The sequence below is a fragment of the Arthrobacter sp. TMN-49 genome (genome assembly GCF_054511095.1).
The window spans coordinates 33,791-49,128 of sequence record NZ_JBTNDH010000018.1 but is presented as its reverse complement, the minus strand read 5'-3'; the positions used below and the strand labels follow the sequence as shown (position 1 = coordinate 49,128).

Sequence of the window (15,338 nt, the reverse complement as noted above, 5' to 3'; positions counted from 1 at the left end):
GCTTGTGTCGCTCAACCAGCGTGGTAGCCATTACTTGCCTCCTTCTTGGTAGGACTTGGCAACAGGCTCGGCGTACTGCTGGGCTTGCTTCAATGCCTCATCAACTGATTGCTGCCCTGCAATGGCGGCCGATATTTGTTGGCTGACGCGGGTGCCTAAGTCTTGAAATTCGGGGATGCCCACGAACTGCAGGCCGGGGTAGGGGACGGAGTTGACCATGGACGTCTCTTGCTTGGCGCTGTACATGGCATCCAGGGTGGGCTTGGCGTAGGCCTCGGCCACGGCTGCATATTCGGGGATTTCATAAGTCGATTTGCGGCTGCCCGGCGGCACCCGCTCCCAGCCGAGCCGGTTGCCTGCCAGCAAAATGTAGTCCTTGTTGGTCATCCAGGACACGAAGTCCCAGGCGGCGGCCTTGTGCTTGCTGGTGGTGGGGATGGCCAGTGACCAGCTGTACAACCAGCCAGCGGACTTGGTCTTCTGCACGGGGGCCGGGGCGTACTTTGACTTCCCCGCAACGAGGGAGGAGGCCGGGTCTTCAATGCTGGAGACCATGGCGGTGGCGTCGTACCACATGGCAGCCTTGCCCTGGCTGTACCGGGTGATGCAGTCACCGTAGCCGCTGGTAGCGGCACCCGGCTGGCCGGCGTCGTGCAGGAGGTCCAGATAGTCGGTGACGGCCGCCTTGGTTTCGGGGCTGTCCAACTTTGCGTTCCAGTCAGTGTCAAACCATTGACCCCCGTAGGTGTTGATGACGGTGTTCAGCGGGGCCATCACCTCGCCCCAGCCGGCCAGTCCGCGCAGGCAGATGCCGGCAAAATCCTTGGCCGGATCATTGAGTTTGCGCGCAATCTCCCCGATCTGCTCCCAGGTGGGGTTGGCCGGCATGGTGATCCCGGCTTCCTTGAACAAGTCCTCCCGGTACACCAGGAAGGAGGACTCGCCGTAGAAGGGAACCGAATGCATGTCCCCCTTGTAGCTGAGCGCGTCCTTGATGGTGGGGATGAAATCGTCGGTGTCGTAGCCGTCCGTGGCGTCCGCGAGGGGCTGGAGGTTCTCGATCCACCCGTTCTTCGCCCACATTTCGGTCTCATAGTTGGAGATCATGACGACGTCGAACTCGCCGCCGCCGGTGGCCACCGAGGCGGTGATCTTGGCTCTGGCCTCATTCTCGGGCAGCGTCACGAACTTGACGTTGACGTTGGGGTGTTTGCTCTTGAAGTCGTCCTGGAGTGAGACGGCGTCCTTCATCTGCGGGTTTGCCACAATGGCCACCACGATGGTGTCCTGGGCGGGGCCGGCCGGCGCGCAGCCGCCCAGGGCAAGGGCGGCAACTGCCGCAACGGCCAGCAGGGTGGCCGCTCGGCTGCCGGTGCGGCTACGGGGCACCTTGGGGGTGCGGAAAGGGGGGAACTTCATTGGTCACTCTCAATCTGGTCGCTCATTTGAGAATACGATCTTGCTCATTTGTTAAGTGACTCTAGTCATATATACTCATTTGAGCAAGAGCAGCGGCTCAAATGTTTCAATTTAGGAGGGTGCACAGTGCCGGAGATTTCTCATGAGGAGCTGCTTGCCCGCATTGGGCAGGCCTATTACTTGGACAATCAGTCAAAGGTTGAAATCGCCACGGAGCACGGAATTTCTCGGTTTCAGGTGGCACGTTTCCTCGACGAGGCGCGCGCCGAAGGCATTGTCCGCATTGAAATTCGGCGCCGAACCGGTGAGGTAGAGATCGACGCCGACGCTCTCGCAGCAGCACTGGGGTTGCGCCGGATTGTTGTGGTCAGAACTGTGGCGGATGACCTCCAGTTGCGAGACCTGCAGGCCCATGCCGTGGCCGAGGAGCTCATGCAGGAGGCGCGGACGGGTATGACCGTGGGCATTTCGTGGTCGCGAACCCTGGACCTCGCCGCCCGGCACGTGGCGGAGCTGCCCAAGTGCAACATTGTCCAGCTTGCCGGGGCGTTGCCCGTGCCCGGAGGTGGCAACCCGCTGGAACTTATCCAGCGGCTGGGGCGTGTGGGTGGCGGCTCGACATGGCCCCTGTGGGCGCCGCTGGTGGTGGACAGTGCGGCCACGGCATCCGGCCTGCGCCGCCAACCGGAAATTGCCGACGCCATGCGCATGGCGGACGCCCTTGACTTGGCCGTTGTTGCCATCGGTGCCTGGGCGCCGAACCTGTCCACCGTCTGGGATCGGGTGGACAACGCCGTGCGCCAGGACGGCATCACCAAGGGTGCGGTTGCCGAATGCTCCGGCAGGCTGATTGCCGCCGATGGAACTGCCGTGGAGGCCGAACTCGACGCCCGCATTCTCTCCGTGACGGTTGCGCAGCTGCAGCGCACCCCCAAGGTCATTGCCGTGGCCCAGGGCAGTGAGCGTACCGACGCGGTGCGGGCCTGCCTTGCGGCAGGTATCGTCCACACCCTGGTGGCTGATGAATCGCTGGCGCTGGCGCTGGCGGCCTTTGTTGGCGCCCGCGAGGTAGCTGAGTGAGCGCCAAGCTGGTGGTGGGTATCGATTCCTCCACCCAGTCCTGCAAGGTTGTTGCGGTTGATCTGGCCACGGGCGTGCGCATTGCCGAGGGCTCCGCCGCGCACCCGGATGGCACCAGCATTGACCCGCAACTCTGGACTGTGGCGTTGCAGAATGCCTGGCAGGCGGCGGGCATTGACGCTCTGGGGGACCGGGTTGCCGCAGTGGCCGTTGCCGCGCAGCAGCACGGCATGGTGGCCGTTGACGGGGACAATGTGCCAGTTCATGAGGCGCTGTTGTGGAACGATGTGCGCAGTGCCGGTGAGGCTTGCGCCATGGTGGCCGAGCAGGGCGCCAAGTTCTGGGTTGATGCTGTCAACGTGATTCCGGTGGCTTCCTTCACGCTGACCAAACTGGCCTGGTTGGCCCGCAACCAGCCCGATGCTGCGGCCCGGTTGAAAACCGTGGGCCTGCCGCACGACTGGCTGAACCTCCAACTCACGGGAGCCTGGACCACTGACCGCAGTGACGCCGCGGGCACCGCCTATTTTGACCCGCTGGCCAACGAATACCGTACCGAACTGCTCGAACAGTTCTTTGGCAGCGTTCCGGTGCTACCGGAGGTGCTCGCCCCCAACGCAAGTGCCGGCACGTTGTTGGCGTGCTGGGGCGCAAGTGCCGCCGTCGTCGGAGCGGGCATGGGCGACAATGCCGGTGCTGCGCTGGGGTTGGAACTGGCGCCCGGGGAAATTGTTGTCTCCATCGGCACCTCCGGCACAGTTTTCGCCGTCTCGGAGGAGCCCGTGTCTGACATTTCGGGGCAGCTGGCCGGCTTTGCCGACGCCACGGGACGGCACCTGCCGCTGCTGGCAACCATCAATGCCGCGCGGGTCATGGCGGCCGGTGCGGCCATGCTCGATGTGGACCTGGCCGAATTCGACAGGCTGGCGCTCGCGGGCGCACCAGATGCCGGCGGCCTGACACTGCTGCCCTACCTCGACGGCGAACGCACGCCCAACCTGCCCGACGCGACCGGGACGCTGCTGGGGCTGACCCGGGCCAACATGACCCCCGAAAACCTGGCCCGCGCATCTGTCCTTGCCGTCCTGAACTCCCTGGCTGACGCCTTGTCGGCGCTGGCCTCCTTCGGTGTGCCGGTGGAACGGGTGCTGCTCATTGGTGGCGGCGCGAAGTCGCGGGCCCTGCGCGAGGCGGCCGCGACGGTGTTTGGCGTGCCGGTGGACGTGCCCGAACCTCGCGAATATGTGGCCCTGGGGGCTGCGCGGCAGGCTGCGTGGGCGGCCACCGGGAAGCTGCCGGTGTGGGGGCGCCGGATCGAGGAGTCCTTCACGCCCGACGGCGTGTGGGGAGGTCTCGTGCGCGAGCGGTACGTGGCCGCCCGCAAGGCACTGTACGGGCAGTAAAGCCGTCCCGGGCACCGCGGGAATGCAGGGTGTCCAGGGTGCGCAGATACGCGTCGGTGAAGCGGGAATTGTCCACCAGATCACCGAAGACGTCGCGGTTGCGCAGGAACGCCAGCGCATCCTCCCGCTGCCGTGCGGCGGCCGCCATGAGGGGCTCCTTGAGCCGGTCCACCACAGTCAGCGGGCGCCCGGATTCGTCCGTCCCCTCGGCATACCGGGCCCAGGAGGCGACGATTCCGGCGGAACGGGCGATCCCGCCGTCGTTCGCCAGATTGAGCCAAATGACAGGTACCAGCCATTTGGGAATTCTGTCCGAGCTCTCGGCGCACAACCGGGCCAGGGTGTCTTGGACGTGTTCATTGGCGAAGCGTTCTATGAGCGTGCGCTTGTACAGCGGCAGGTCCACGCCCGGCAGCTGCGCCAGCGTGGGGGTGCCCTCAAGATCCATGTAGTCCAGCAGGAACTGCACAAACAGCGGATCCTGGCAGACCTCATGCGCGTACTGGTAGCCCGCCAGCGTGCCGAAGTAGCACATGGCCTGGTGGCTGGCGTTGAGTAGGCGCAGTTTCATGAGCTCGTACGGCTCGACGTCGTCCACCAACTGCACGCCGGCGTCCTCAAGGGGAGGGCGGCCCAGCGTGAAATGGTCCTCCAGTACCCACTGTTCGAAGGGCTCACACACCACCGGCCACTGGTCCACGACGCCGAATTCCTTGGCAAGGGCGCTGCGATCGGCGTCCGTGGTGACGGGCGTGATCCGGTCAACCATCGAGTTCGGGAACAGCACATTGGCGCGTATCCAGGCCGCCAACTCGGGATCGCGCAGCTCCGCGAAAGCAGTGAACATCTTCTTGGCGACGTCACCGTTGCCCTGAATGTTGTCGCAGGACATGAGCGTGAACGGGGCAAGTCCCCTGGCGCGACGCCGGGCAAGCGCCTCCGTGACGAGGGCGAAGGTGGTGCGCGGGGCTGCGTTGGGTGCGAGGTCGTGGACCACGTCGGGGTTTTGGGCGTCGAACTCGCCGGTGACGTGGTGGAAGTTGTAGCCGCCCTCCGTCACCGTCAGCGAGACGATTCTGGTGGTGGGGGCTGCCATCTTTTCAATGACGGCTTCGGGATCTGCCGGCGCAAAGAGGTATTCGGTCATGGAGCCGATGACGCGGGCCTCGCGCCGGCCGTCGGGGTGCTTCAGGAGCATGGTGAACAGGCGGTCTTGATCCGCCATGACCTGGGCCATCGTCGCATCGTGTGCCAGCACGCCGACCCCGCAAATGCCCCAATCAAGTGCCTTGCCGGCGTTCATCAAGCGGTCAAGGTACATGGCCTGGTGGGCGCGGTGGAAACCGCCGACGCCAAAGTGCACAATCCCGGTGGTGACCTTGCTGCGGTCATAGGCGGGAACAGCGACGGACTCGGGCAGGTGGGCAAGGCTCTCAGCGTTGAGTTGCGGCATGGTGGCGCTCCTTTGTGGCGTGATCTTCATCCCACTCTATCAAATGAGCGCAAGTGTAAGCTCATCTGAGCAACGGGAGTTGATGAGTGCCGGGGATATATTGGCCTAAAGCATTCTTGAGGAACATCAACCACAGGAGAGTCAAGTATGGCCAAGGAACTTGCCACCCAACTGATCGAGCAACTTCAGGCCGCAGGGGTGCGGCGCATCTACGGAATTGTTGGTGACAGCCTGAACCCGCTGGTGGACGCCGTGCGGAAAACAGGAGGATCCGGCAACGGAGGTATTGATTGGATCCATGTCAGGCATGAGGAGGCCGCCGCATTTGCCGCAGGAGCCGAGGCGCAGTTGACGGGCCAGCTGGCCGTCTGCGCCGGATCCTGCGGGCCAGGCAATCTACACTTGATGAACGGCCTCTTTGACGCCAACCGCAGTGGTGCCCCCGTCCTGGCCATCGCGTCCCACATACCCACCAAGCAAATCGGCAGCGATTTCTTTCATGAAACGCATCCCGACAGGATTTTTGACGAGTGTTCGGTGTATTCGGAGCTGGTCAGCTCCACGGATCAAGCACCGCGGGTGCTCCACAACGCCATTCAACACGCCGTGGGGTTGCGCGGAGTTGCCGTGGTGACACTTCCTGGTGATGTGGCCAGCCTGCCTTCCTCGGCGCCGTCACCGATTCAGCGCCCCCTTCGGGTCGCCGCCTTGGTGCCGGCCGCCGAAAGTATCCAGGAATTGGCGGCGGCCATCAATGCAGCCGAGAAGGTAGCCATCTTTGCCGGTGCCGGGGTGCAAGGCGCCCATGACGAGGTGGTGGCCCTGGCCGAAAGAATTAAGGCCCCCATCGGGCACAGCCTGCGTGGCAAGGACTTCATTCAATACAACAACCCCTTCGACATCGGCATGACGGGCCTGTTGGGATACGGTGCCGCCGCTGAGGGAATCGAGGACGCGGAGCTGCTGATCTTATTGGGCACCGACTTCCCCTACGACCAGTTCCTGCCTGACACGCGAACGGCCCAGGTGGACAGCGCGCCGCAGCATCTTGGCCGCCGCACGGATGTCGACATCGCCGTCCATGGTGACGTCCTGCCAACCCTTCAGGCGTTGTTGCCCCTGGTTGAGGTGAAGGAGAAGTCCAGATTCCTCGAGGCGATCCTGAAAAAACATGATCGACTCATGAACAAGGCTGTCGGTGCGTACACGCGCAAGGCTGACAAAATTATGCCCATCCATCCGGAATATGCGGCGTCCCTGTTGGATGAAATTGCCGCCACCGATGCCGTCTTCACGGCGGATACGGGCATGTGCAACGTCTGGACGGCACGCTACATCAACCCGCTGGGCACGCGCAGGCTCATCGGCTCCTATCTTCACGGCTCCATGGCCAACGCCTTGCCCCAAGCACTCGGGGCACAGGTGGCCTACCCGGACCGGCAGGTCATATCGGTCTCCGGTGACGGCGGCTTGTCCATGCTTTTGGGTGAATTGATCACAGTCGCCACGCACAAGCTGCCCATCAAGGTGGTGGTTTTCAACAACTCGACCTTGGGCATGGTGAAACTGGAAATGCTGGTGGAGGGGTTGGCAGATTTTGGCGTGGACGTGCCCGACGTCAACTATGCCGGCGTCGCCGCCGCGCTGGGTTTCCATGCTGTTCGGGTCAGCGACCCGGCTAAGATTGCTGACGCCTACCGTGCCGCTTTTGCCCACCATGGCCCCGCCCTGGTGGAGTTGATCACCGACCCCAACGCCTTGTCGATTCCACCCAAGATCAAGGGTGGACAGGTCATCGGCTTTGCCACGGCCATGTCCAAGATTGTGCTCAACAAGGGTGCGGGCGAGGTTGTCAGCATGGCGCGCAGCAACCTTCGCAATATTCCCCGCAGCTAAGCAGTTCAGCTAAGAAGCCGCCTTCAACAACGGAAATGCCATGCTCATCACTGCCTTAATTTTCGCCGTACTGGCGGCCCTGATTCATGTTTACATCTTTGTCCTTGAATCAGTGCGCTGGACGGCCCCCGCCACGCGCAAGACCTTTGGCATCAGCGAGGCCGAGGCGTTGGCCACCAAGGAGCTGGCCTTCAACCAGGGCTTCTACAACTTGTTTCTGGCCGCGGTGACTGTGGTGGGTGTTGGTGCGGTGGCGGCGGGGCATGAAAGCGTGGGTATTGCGCTGGTCCTGGCTGGCTGCGGCTCCATGGTGCTGGCGGGGCTTGTTTTGCTCATTTCGTCCCCCCCAGAAGGCCAAGGCGGCGCTGGTGCAGCTGACCATGCCACTGCTTGCCGTGGCGTTCGCGATCGTCTGGCTCGCCGCCTGATCTTGCGGGAAGCCAGTTCGGCGCCCACGCGCCGGTCCTCAACCACGGCCGGAACTGCCCGTAGGCACACGGCCTAGGTGCCGCCGTCGTGCATGCGAGAACGCAAAAATGTGATCTTAGCGGCCAAGACGGGACAGGCTGGGGGAAGTGAGGGATAATGGAAAGGATGACTTCCCCCAAAAGCACCCCCAGCCCTGCTGTCGCCGCCCCCGCCGCGGCAGCTCCCAAGACACGTCCTGCCGGCCGTCCGGCTCAGGTCATGCCTGCCACCGAGGGGTGGAAGCAGGCCAAGGACCCGGGAGGGCGGCCGCTGCTGCAGTTTAAGTCTCCGCGCGTGTCCCAGCCGCCGGTGCATTTGGCCGATTTAACGCTGCCCGAGCGTGAGGCGAAGTTCAAGGAGATGGGCCTGCCGGCGTTCCGTGCCAAGCAGCTTTCGGTGCACTATTTTCAGCATTTCACCACCGATCCCGAGCGTATGAGCGACCTCCCCAAGGACCGCCGCGCCGAGATTGTGGCCACCATGTTCCCGCCGCTCCTGACAGAGGTCAAGCGCCTCACCACTGACAACGGCGACACCATCAAATTCCTGTGGCGCCTCTTCGACGGCTCACTCGTGGAGTCCGTGCTGATGCGCTACCCGGGCCGGGTGACCCTGTGCGTGTCCAGCCAGTGCGGCTGCGGCATGAACTGCCCGTTCTGCGCCACCGGCCAGGCAGGGCTGACCCGCAACATGTCCACCGCGGAGATCCTTGACCAGATTGTTCAGGCCAACCGGGTCATCGCCGAGGGTGGCCTGGGCAATCTGCGCCGCGACGGCGGGCACGACGCCGAACGTGTAACGAACATTGTCTTCATGGGCATGGGTGAGCCGTTGGCCAACTACAAGCGCGTCATGAACGCCGTGCACAGGATGGTGGCCGAGGCCCCCGAGGGGCTGGGTATGAGTGCCCGCGGCATCACGGTCTCCACCGTTGGCCTTGTCCCGGCCATCAACAAACTGGCCGAAGAGGGCCTAGCCATCACGTTCGCGCTGTCGTTGCACGCTCCCGATGATGAGCTGCGCGATGAACTCATTCCGGTGAACTCCCAGTGGAAGGTTGATGAGGCGCTCGACGCCGCCTACAACTACTACAAGGTCACCGGCCGCCGCGTGTCCATCGAGTACGCGCTGATCAAGGACATGAACGATCACCCGTGGCGTGCCGAGCTGCTGGCCAAGAAGCTCAATGCCCGCGGCCGCGGCTGGGTCCATGTGAACCCGATCCCGCTGAACCCGACACCGGGCTCCATCTGGACCTGCTCGGAGCCGGAGGTCATGGCGGAGTTCATCAACCGCCTCGTCGACGCCGGGGTGCCCACCAACTTGCGCGACACCCGCGGCAAGGAAATCGACGGTGCGTGCGGCCAGCTCGCCGCTACCGAGTAGAACTTAACGCAAAGAACGACGCCGGGACGTTAGCTCCGGCGTCGTTCTCGTCTTAAGCGCTCGTCTTCTTCCACCACGGCCGGGGCTTGTCCTTGGCCACAGCCACATAGGCGGTGGTGGAGCCGGGCTCAATCTCGGTGCGGCCGGCGTCCTGGATGAGCGGTCCGGCGGACTTGCGCGCACCCTTGCGGAACTCCTTGGCCGGCAGTTCAAGGATGCCCACGGGGAAGCCGCTGGCTGCCCAGGCCTCAACGGTGGCCGGTTTGCTCTGAAGCACCCACGCGAAAAGGGCATGGGCGGCCTGTGCTGCGGCCTTGCCCGTGGACATCTCCAGGGACGCGTTCAAGACAATGCTGAGCGGCTGCGCCGGGAGTGGTACGCCACTGGGCAGTTGGGTGCCCGAGACTTGAAGTTTTGCCAGCAGTTTGGGCAGGTTCGCGGCAGGCATGGGCGGCAGGCCCACGGCACTTGCCTCGCCAACCGTTGCCAGGACGTGCTCGGGGAACGCCGTGAGGACCTTGGCGAACATTTTGGCGTCGGCCCGTCGCACGGATTTTGCAAACGCGCCCTCAGCCCAGATCCGCCAGTCGGGGTTTTCCGGGTTCCGCAGATACGCCCGTGCGGACGCCAACGCTGCCGCGGCAATGCCGTGCTGCGCACTGGCGGGTTCCGCACGGTCAACTAGCAAAATGATGGGTTGGACCAGTTCCTGGGTGCTGCTTTCGGGGTATTCGCTCACCCCTTAAGCGTATGGGTATCCGCGGGGGCATGTGACAAGCTGGAGCCTGGACCGTATCCCTTGCACCTTGCGTGCAAACAGAATCTGCCCGGGAGTTCACATGCGCAAGCCCCTCACTGTTGCCGCCCGCGCGAACGTGCGACCCTTTGCCGTCATGGACATCCTGCAGCGGGTGGCTGACCTCCGCGCGCAGGGCCGCTCAGTCATCTCACTGTGCGCGGGCGAGCCCAGTGGTGGGGCGCCCCTTGCCGTCTCGGCCCGGGCGGCAGCACTGCACACCTCCTCCATGCCACTGACGTACACGCCACCACTGGGCATTGCGGCGCTGCGCCACGCCATTGCCGGCCACTACAAGCGCTGGTACGGGATGGAGATCCCCGCCAAGAACGTGGCCGTCACGACGGGTTCCTCCGGCGCGTTCATGCTGGTTTTTTGGGCGGCGTTCAACCCGGGGACAAGGTGGCGCTGGCCCGCCCGGGCTACCCGGCGTACAAGAACATCTTGACGGCCCTGGGTGTTGAGGTGATAGAGCTCGACGCCGGAGCGGACACCCGCTTCCAGCCCACCCCGGAGATTCTGGACGCCGCCGTGGCGGTGCATGGCCCGTTGGCCGGCCTTGTCCTGGCCTCGCCGGCCAACCCCACAGGCACCATGGTGTCCCGGGCAGAGCTTTCAGCCCTGACCGGCTGGTGTGCCGAGAATGCCGTCCGGCTGGTCAGTGACGAGATTTACCACGGCATCACCTACCCGGCGCCCGGAGCCGCCGATCCGCAGGGCGTGTGCGCCTGGGAACTGGACCGCACCGGGGTGGTGATCTCCAGCTTTTCCAAATACTGGGGGATGACAGGCTGGCGCCTTGGCTGGGCCATTGTGCCAGATGACTTGATCCGAGCCGTTGACGCCCTGGCCGGCAACGTTGCGCTCTGCCCGCCTGCGCCGGCCCAGATGGCGGCATTGGAGGCGTTCAGTGAGCAGTCCTATGCCGAGGCGGGGGCGGCCGTAGCGGAGTTCTCCCGGACCCGCGACTACGTTCTGAGCAAGGTGGCGGCGCTGGGCTGGGTGGATGCCGCCCCGGCCGACGGCGCCTTTTACTTCTACGCAAATCTGGGGCCCGCGCTCGCAGGCTACACCGATTCGGCCGACTACTGTGCAGCCCTTTTGGAGCGTGAGGCTGTGGCGTTGGTGCCGGGCACCGACTTTGACGGGGTGGGTGGGCTTGAGACGGTGCGGCTGAGCTTTGCTGCCGGGTACGACGCCGTCCGCGAGGCCTTGGTGCGCATCGAAAAGTTCCAGCGTTCACGGCGGCCCTGACGTGGGTGGGGCCGGGGGCTTTGGTCAGTCCTGGGGTTCGAAATGCCCTAAATGCTTGGTGGGCACCCGGTCCCGGCTGTAGGTGATGGAGTCGTAGCCGTGGGGCGCCGGTTTGCCGTCAGCACCCAGATTCACAAACACGATCTTCTCGATGGTGAGAATCGATTCGCGGGTGAACATATTGCGCACCTCGGCGCGCATGGTCAGCGAGGTCCGGCCAAAATGGGTGGCCGTCAGGCCCATCTCCACCAGGTCGCCCTGCCCCGCCGAGGAGACAAAGTTGATCTCGGACATGTACTTGGTGACGGCCCGGCCATTTCCAAGCTGGACGATCGCGTAAATGGCGGCTTCCTCATCGATCCAGCGCAACAAGCTGCCACCAAAGAGGGTGCCGTTTGCGTTGAGGTCCTCGGGGCGGACCCATTTGCGGGTGTGGAATGTGATGTCACCAAGGCTCATAACCGTAAATTTACTCTCGAGGCGTTGGTGTGCGGGCTGGAATGTTCGATATGACACACCATGTTTTACGCCACACACCGGCGTGCCTGCCGCGGTGTTCGTTCCCCCAGAGGCGGGGCGGGGCGCTGACTTATCCACAAAACGGGCCGGCGCCCTTCATGCCGTCGCCGGAGTCTGGGACATTGAAACCATGGAAAGGAAAAACCATGGATCATCAGAGTGCCGCAGCGGGGGATGGTTCCCGGGGCGCGGAGACGGAAATTGAGCAACGTTTCAGGGAATTGACTGACACCTTCTTGGTGCCGGAGCCCAATGAGTGCCTCATCTGCTTTCTCAGGCGGACCATGGCACGCCTGTTGCCCACCGGTTTTGCCATGACAGCAGCATTTCAGCGGCACAATGCGCCGCGGGCCACCCACCTGGTCAAACGGCTCATGAGGATGGATGTTTACAGCGACTGTCAGCTGCTTCAGTCCGGCGTAGTGGTCAACCAGGCCATTTGGGCGGCAGTGTGCTGCCCGGACTGCGGCATACCGTACGCCGCGCCAGACTGCCTGGAAGTTCGCCGCGGCTCAACACAGCCGTGCAAACTCTGGCGGTGGCGGGCCGATGTTGTGCGGGAAGACTTTCAGGCGTGGCTGGACCCCCGGTACTAGCCGCCATGAAATCTGCCTCCGCAGCGGGGCCTGTGCCGTAGGGTGGCAACCATCAGGCAAGGCGTGGCCGCCACAACGGTGTGGCGTTCCTCGCGCCGGACAGGAGGAAAACGTGGGACTCTATGGCGGCGGCCCAGCAGTTCACGGCGAGGAGATGCCGGGGGACCTGCGCAGGCGGATGCCGGGACAATCGGTCATCGCAGAATTGCTGCGCAGGCAGGCGCAAGTGCAGCCGCGGCGATTGTGGGGCAGGCTCTTTGGTATCAGCCCACTGGCCCCCGAAGCAGAGGCTTGGTACAAAGGTGCTCTGGGTGAGATTCAGGTGGCGCGGCTGCTGGCCCGGTTGGATCCCGGCTATGTGGTGCTGCATGCCGTCCCGGTGGGCGCAGGAGGCTCCGACATCGACCACGTGGTCATTGGGCCAGCCGGGGTGTTCACGCTCAACACCAAGAATCATTCGGGGAAGAAGGTTTGGGTGGCTGGTGGGACGTTTATGGTCAACGGGAGCAAGCATCCGCACATTCGCAAGTCGGTGTTCGAGGGAAAGCGGGCGGCCCGACTTCTTAGCCAGGCAGCGGGGCTTCCCATCGCCGTGACCCCGCTAGTGGTGGTTGTTGATCCCCTGAGGCTAGTCGTGAAAACCCCGCCCAACGGTGTCCAGGTGCTGGCCAGCCACAGCCTGCAGCAATGGTTCGCCCACCAGCCGAGGAAGTACTCCAATGAACAGCTGGCGCAAATAGTTCCAGTTGCCTGCCAGCCCGGTCTCTGGCACCAGGATCCGCCAGTTGAGGGCGACCCCATGCAGTTGAATGACCACTTTGACTCACTACACCGGAGCGTTCGGACGGCCCGGCTTCGCCGCATTCTGTGGGCGCTGGCGATGATGGGCGGGTTGCTTGTTGCCGTTCCCACTGTGTACTTCGCCTACCTCGGCACGCTCCGGTAGCGATGCCGAAACGGAAACGGACCCAAGGGGCGGCTGCAGCGCAAGCCAAGGTGCCGCCGTCGTCCCTTAAAAATCGAACGGGCAGCAGTCGTTGATGTTTTTGCCCAACATCAGCCACTACTGCCCGTTCGAGGGGGTTACTTCTGCAGGTGATCCACCAAGGATTCGGCAATACCAATGTACTTGCCCGGGGTCAGGTCCAGCAGGCGCGCCCGGGCGTCGGCGGACAGGCCCAAACCGGAGACGAACTCCTGCATGCGGTTCGCGTCGACGCGTTGGCCACGGGTCAGGTCCTTGAGGCGCTCGTAAGGATCCTCCATGCCGTCAACACCGGCAATGGCTTCGGCGCGCATCACCATTTGGATGGCCTCGGCGAGAACCTCCCAGTTGTGGTCCAGGTCCGCAGCCAGCACAGCCTCGGCAGTGTCCAGGCGGCCCAGGCCACCCAAGACGTTGTTGATGGCCAGCAGGGAGTGGCCGAACGCCACGCCAATGTTGCGCTGGCTGGACGAGTCCGTCAGGTCGCGCTGCCAGCGGCTGGTGACAAGGGTTGCGCCGAGCGTGTCCAGCAGGGCGTTGGAGATTTCCAGGTTGGCTTCGGCGTTTTCGAAGCGGATCGGATTGACCTTGTGCGGCATGGTCGAGGAGCCCGTGGCGCCGGGAACCGGGACCTGCGCAAAGTAGCCGATGGAGATGTAGCTCCACACATCGGTGCACAGGTTGTGCAGGATGCGGTTGAAGCGGGCCATGTCGGCGTAAAGCTCGGCCTGCCAGTCGTGGGATTCGATCTGCGTGGTCAACGGGTTCCAGCTCAGGCCCAGGGCCTCGACGAAGCCCTGGGCAACGGCCTGCCAGTCGGCGGCCGGGACGGAGGCGTAGTGGGCGGCGTAGGTGCCTGTGGCGCCGTTGATTTTGCCCAGGAATTCGGTCTTCGCCACGCGGTCCAGCTGACGGGTCAGGCGGTGAGCCGTGACGGCCAGTTCCTTGCCCAAGGTGGTGGGGGTGGCAGGCTGCCCATGGGTGCGCGAAAGCATGGGGACGGCGCGGTTCTCCTGGGCCATGGCGGCGATCTTTGCCACGAGCGCGTGCGCTGCCGGCAGCCACACGTCCTCCACTGCACCTTTGACGCCCACAGCATAGGAAAGATTGTTGATGTCTTCACTGGTGCAACCAAAGTGAACCAGCGGCTTCAAACGCTCCAGGCCCAGAGCGGCCAGGCGGTTGCCGATGAAGTACTCGACAGCCTTGACATCGTGGACTGTGACTTTTTCAATGTCAGCCAGTTCCTGCACGGAGGCGGCGTCAAACTCGGTCACGATGGTGCGCAGCCCGGCCTGCTGCTCCGCTGTCAACGGCTCCGTGCCGGGCAGCACGTTGTTATTTGTCAGGTGGATGAACCACTCAACTTCCACCCCGACACGGTCACGGTTCAGGGCTGCCTCGGAGAGGTAGTCCACCAACGGTGCAACGGCGCCGGAGTAGCGGCCATCGAGGGGCCCCAGGGCGATGCGCTCGGAGGAATCGGCCAGGGACTTCCGGCCGGAAGGGATGCGGGCTGTGGCGTTTGCGGATTCAGACATGGCCCAATTCTTTCATGAACGGCCAATTCCTCCACAGCGGCTCCTAGCGTTAAGGTTGTCCACATTTTCGTGGCCGGGTGTAGCGCCGCGCAGCGATGCTTCCTAGCGTTGAGGTATCGAGCTTCTCAAGGAGGTTTCATGAACACTCCAATGAGTGCCATTTCTGGTCTGAGCGGGGCTGCTGCCAGGGCTGGGCCCACTGCCGAGGCGGTGGCTGTGGTGGCGCAGCGGCTGGCCGGCATTGGTCAGGAGCTGGAAGGTTTACGGTTGCAGCTTGGCCAACTCAATGCCATGGACTGGCGCTCTCCCGCGGCTGCTGCCTACCGCGATTCCCTCGCCGAACGCAATCTTGCGTTGGCGGTTGTGGCGCAGGAAATTCTGGCAGCAGTGGCAGCTTTGGGTAGCTATGGCCTCTGTCTAGAGTCGCCACCCGGTGACGGCGTCGGCTTGGGGATGCAGTGGCCGTTGCCTTAGGACATCAACGCCCCGGCGGTGCAAGCTGCGCCACAGACCGTGAGCCGGGCTGGGCCGCCGGGGTAGGA

13 protein-coding genes and 1 pseudogene are annotated in these 15,338 nt (G+C 63.8%); 9 read left to right on the top strand and 5 right to left on the bottom strand.

What is annotated here, in order from left to right; all coding sequences use genetic code 11:
- Positions 1 to 30 precede the first annotated feature (30 nt).
- Positions 31 to 1,419, bottom strand: a complete 1,389-nt coding sequence (locus ACX80E_RS10135) for an ABC transporter substrate-binding protein (RefSeq protein ID WP_459301794.1) — start codon at positions 1,417 to 1,419, stop codon at positions 31 to 33.
- Between the two features lie 126 nt (positions 1,420 to 1,545).
- Here ACX80E_RS10135 and ACX80E_RS10130 point away from each other — a divergent pair, with 126 nt between their 5' ends.
- Positions 1,546 to 2,499, top strand: coding sequence for a sugar-binding transcriptional regulator (locus ACX80E_RS10130; RefSeq protein ID WP_459301793.1), 954 nt, complete (start codon positions 1,546 to 1,548; stop codon positions 2,497 to 2,499).
- Positions 2,496 to 3,902 (top strand): xylulokinase, encoded by a 1,407-nt coding sequence (xylB, locus tag ACX80E_RS10125; RefSeq protein ID WP_459301792.1) that lies wholly within the window; start codon positions 2,496 to 2,498, stop codon positions 3,900 to 3,902. Before ACX80E_RS10130 ends, xylB begins: the two co-directional genes overlap by 4 nt.
- Here xylB and ACX80E_RS10120 read toward each other — a convergent pair.
- Entirely contained in the window at positions 3,826 to 5,355 is a 1,530-nt protein-coding gene (locus ACX80E_RS10120) for a mannitol dehydrogenase family protein (protein WP_459301791.1), read from the bottom strand. The genes xylB and ACX80E_RS10120 overlap by 77 nt on opposite strands.
- 147 nt (positions 5,356 to 5,502) lie before the next feature.
- Here ACX80E_RS10120 and ACX80E_RS10115 point away from each other — a divergent pair, with 147 nt between their 5' ends.
- The 3 genes from ACX80E_RS10115 to rlmN all read left to right on the top strand — a co-directional run bounded on the left by ACX80E_RS10115 (position 5,503) and on the right by rlmN (position 9,105).
- The gene (locus ACX80E_RS10115; protein WP_459301790.1) at positions 5,503 to 7,251 is read left to right on the top strand and encodes a pyruvate dehydrogenase; all 1,749 of its coding nucleotides are present in this window, start codon (positions 5,503 to 5,505) and stop codon (positions 7,249 to 7,251) included.
- 40 nt (positions 7,252 to 7,291) lie between these two features.
- Complete coding sequence (locus ACX80E_RS10110; protein WP_459301789.1) at positions 7,292 to 7,756, top strand: DUF1304 domain-containing protein; 465 nt, start codon at positions 7,292 to 7,294, stop codon at positions 7,754 to 7,756.
- Between the two features lie 89 nt (positions 7,757 to 7,845).
- The gene (gene rlmN, locus ACX80E_RS10105) at positions 7,846 to 9,105 is read left to right on the top strand and encodes a 23S rRNA (adenine(2503)-C(2))-methyltransferase RlmN (protein ID WP_459301788.1); all 1,260 of its coding nucleotides are present in this window, start codon (positions 7,846 to 7,848) and stop codon (positions 9,103 to 9,105) included.
- Between the two features lie 52 nt (positions 9,106 to 9,157).
- Here the strand turns inward: rlmN and ACX80E_RS10100 are convergent, their stop codons facing one another.
- A complete protein-coding gene (locus tag ACX80E_RS10100) occupies positions 9,158 to 9,844 on the bottom strand; it encodes a peptidyl-tRNA hydrolase (RefSeq protein WP_459301787.1) in 687 nt (228 codons plus the stop codon).
- Positions 9,845 to 9,944: 100 nt separating this feature from the next.
- On the opposite strand from ACX80E_RS10100, the pseudogene ACX80E_RS10095 reads away from it, so the two are divergent.
- Positions 9,945 to 11,155 (top strand): annotated as a pseudogene (locus ACX80E_RS10095) (aminotransferase class I/II-fold pyridoxal phosphate-dependent enzyme).
- Between the two features lie 24 nt (positions 11,156 to 11,179).
- Here ACX80E_RS10095 and ACX80E_RS10090 read toward each other — a convergent pair.
- Positions 11,180 to 11,614, bottom strand: a complete 435-nt coding sequence (locus ACX80E_RS10090) for an acyl-CoA thioesterase (protein WP_459301786.1) — start codon at positions 11,612 to 11,614, stop codon at positions 11,180 to 11,182.
- 206 nt (positions 11,615 to 11,820) lie between these two features.
- Between ACX80E_RS10090 and ACX80E_RS10085 the strand changes: the two genes are divergently transcribed.
- Entirely contained in the window at positions 11,821 to 12,270 is a 450-nt protein-coding gene (locus ACX80E_RS10085) for a hypothetical protein (RefSeq protein ID WP_459301785.1), read from the top strand.
- Between the two features lie 112 nt (positions 12,271 to 12,382).
- Positions 12,383 to 13,216 (top strand): nuclease-related domain-containing protein, encoded by an 834-nt coding sequence (locus ACX80E_RS10080; RefSeq protein ID WP_459301784.1) that lies wholly within the window; start codon positions 12,383 to 12,385, stop codon positions 13,214 to 13,216.
- Positions 13,217 to 13,353: 137 nt separating this feature from the next.
- Here the strand turns inward: ACX80E_RS10080 and purB are convergent, their stop codons facing one another.
- Positions 13,354 to 14,796, bottom strand: coding sequence for an adenylosuccinate lyase (gene purB, locus ACX80E_RS10075; protein WP_459301783.1), 1,443 nt, complete (start codon positions 14,794 to 14,796; stop codon positions 13,354 to 13,356).
- 138 nt (positions 14,797 to 14,934) lie between these two features.
- Here purB and ACX80E_RS10070 point away from each other — a divergent pair, with 138 nt between their 5' ends.
- Entirely contained in the window at positions 14,935 to 15,270 is a 336-nt protein-coding gene (locus ACX80E_RS10070) for a hypothetical protein (protein WP_459301782.1), read from the top strand.
- Positions 15,271 to 15,338: the final 68 nt, after the last annotated feature.

Excerpts from the sequence above, each read along its gene's own strand:
- purB (WP_459301783.1), bottom strand. The coding sequence starts at position 14,796 with ATGTCTGAATCCGCAAACGCCACAGCCCGCATCCCTTCCGGCCGGAAG.
- ACX80E_RS10090 (WP_459301786.1), bottom strand. The coding sequence starts at position 11,614 with ATGAGCCTTGGTGACATCACATTCCACACCCGCAAATGGGTCCGCCCC.
- ACX80E_RS10070 (WP_459301782.1), top strand. The coding sequence starts at position 14,935 with ATGAACACTCCAATGAGTGCCATTTCTGGTCTGAGCGGGGCTGCTGCC.
- ACX80E_RS10085 (WP_459301785.1), top strand. The coding sequence starts at position 11,821 with ATGGATCATCAGAGTGCCGCAGCGGGGGATGGTTCCCGGGGCGCGGAG.
- ACX80E_RS10110 (WP_459301789.1), top strand. The coding sequence starts at position 7,292 with ATGCTCATCACTGCCTTAATTTTCGCCGTACTGGCGGCCCTGATTCAT.
- ACX80E_RS10135 (WP_459301794.1), bottom strand. The coding sequence starts at position 1,419 with ATGAAGTTCCCCCCTTTCCGCACCCCCAAGGTGCCCCGTAGCCGCACC.
- ACX80E_RS10115 (WP_459301790.1), top strand. The coding sequence starts at position 5,503 with ATGGCCAAGGAACTTGCCACCCAACTGATCGAGCAACTTCAGGCCGCA.
- rlmN (WP_459301788.1), top strand. The coding sequence starts at position 7,846 with ATGACTTCCCCCAAAAGCACCCCCAGCCCTGCTGTCGCCGCCCCCGCC.
- ACX80E_RS10120 (WP_459301791.1), bottom strand. The coding sequence starts at position 5,355 with ATGCCGCAACTCAACGCTGAGAGCCTTGCCCACCTGCCCGAGTCCGTC.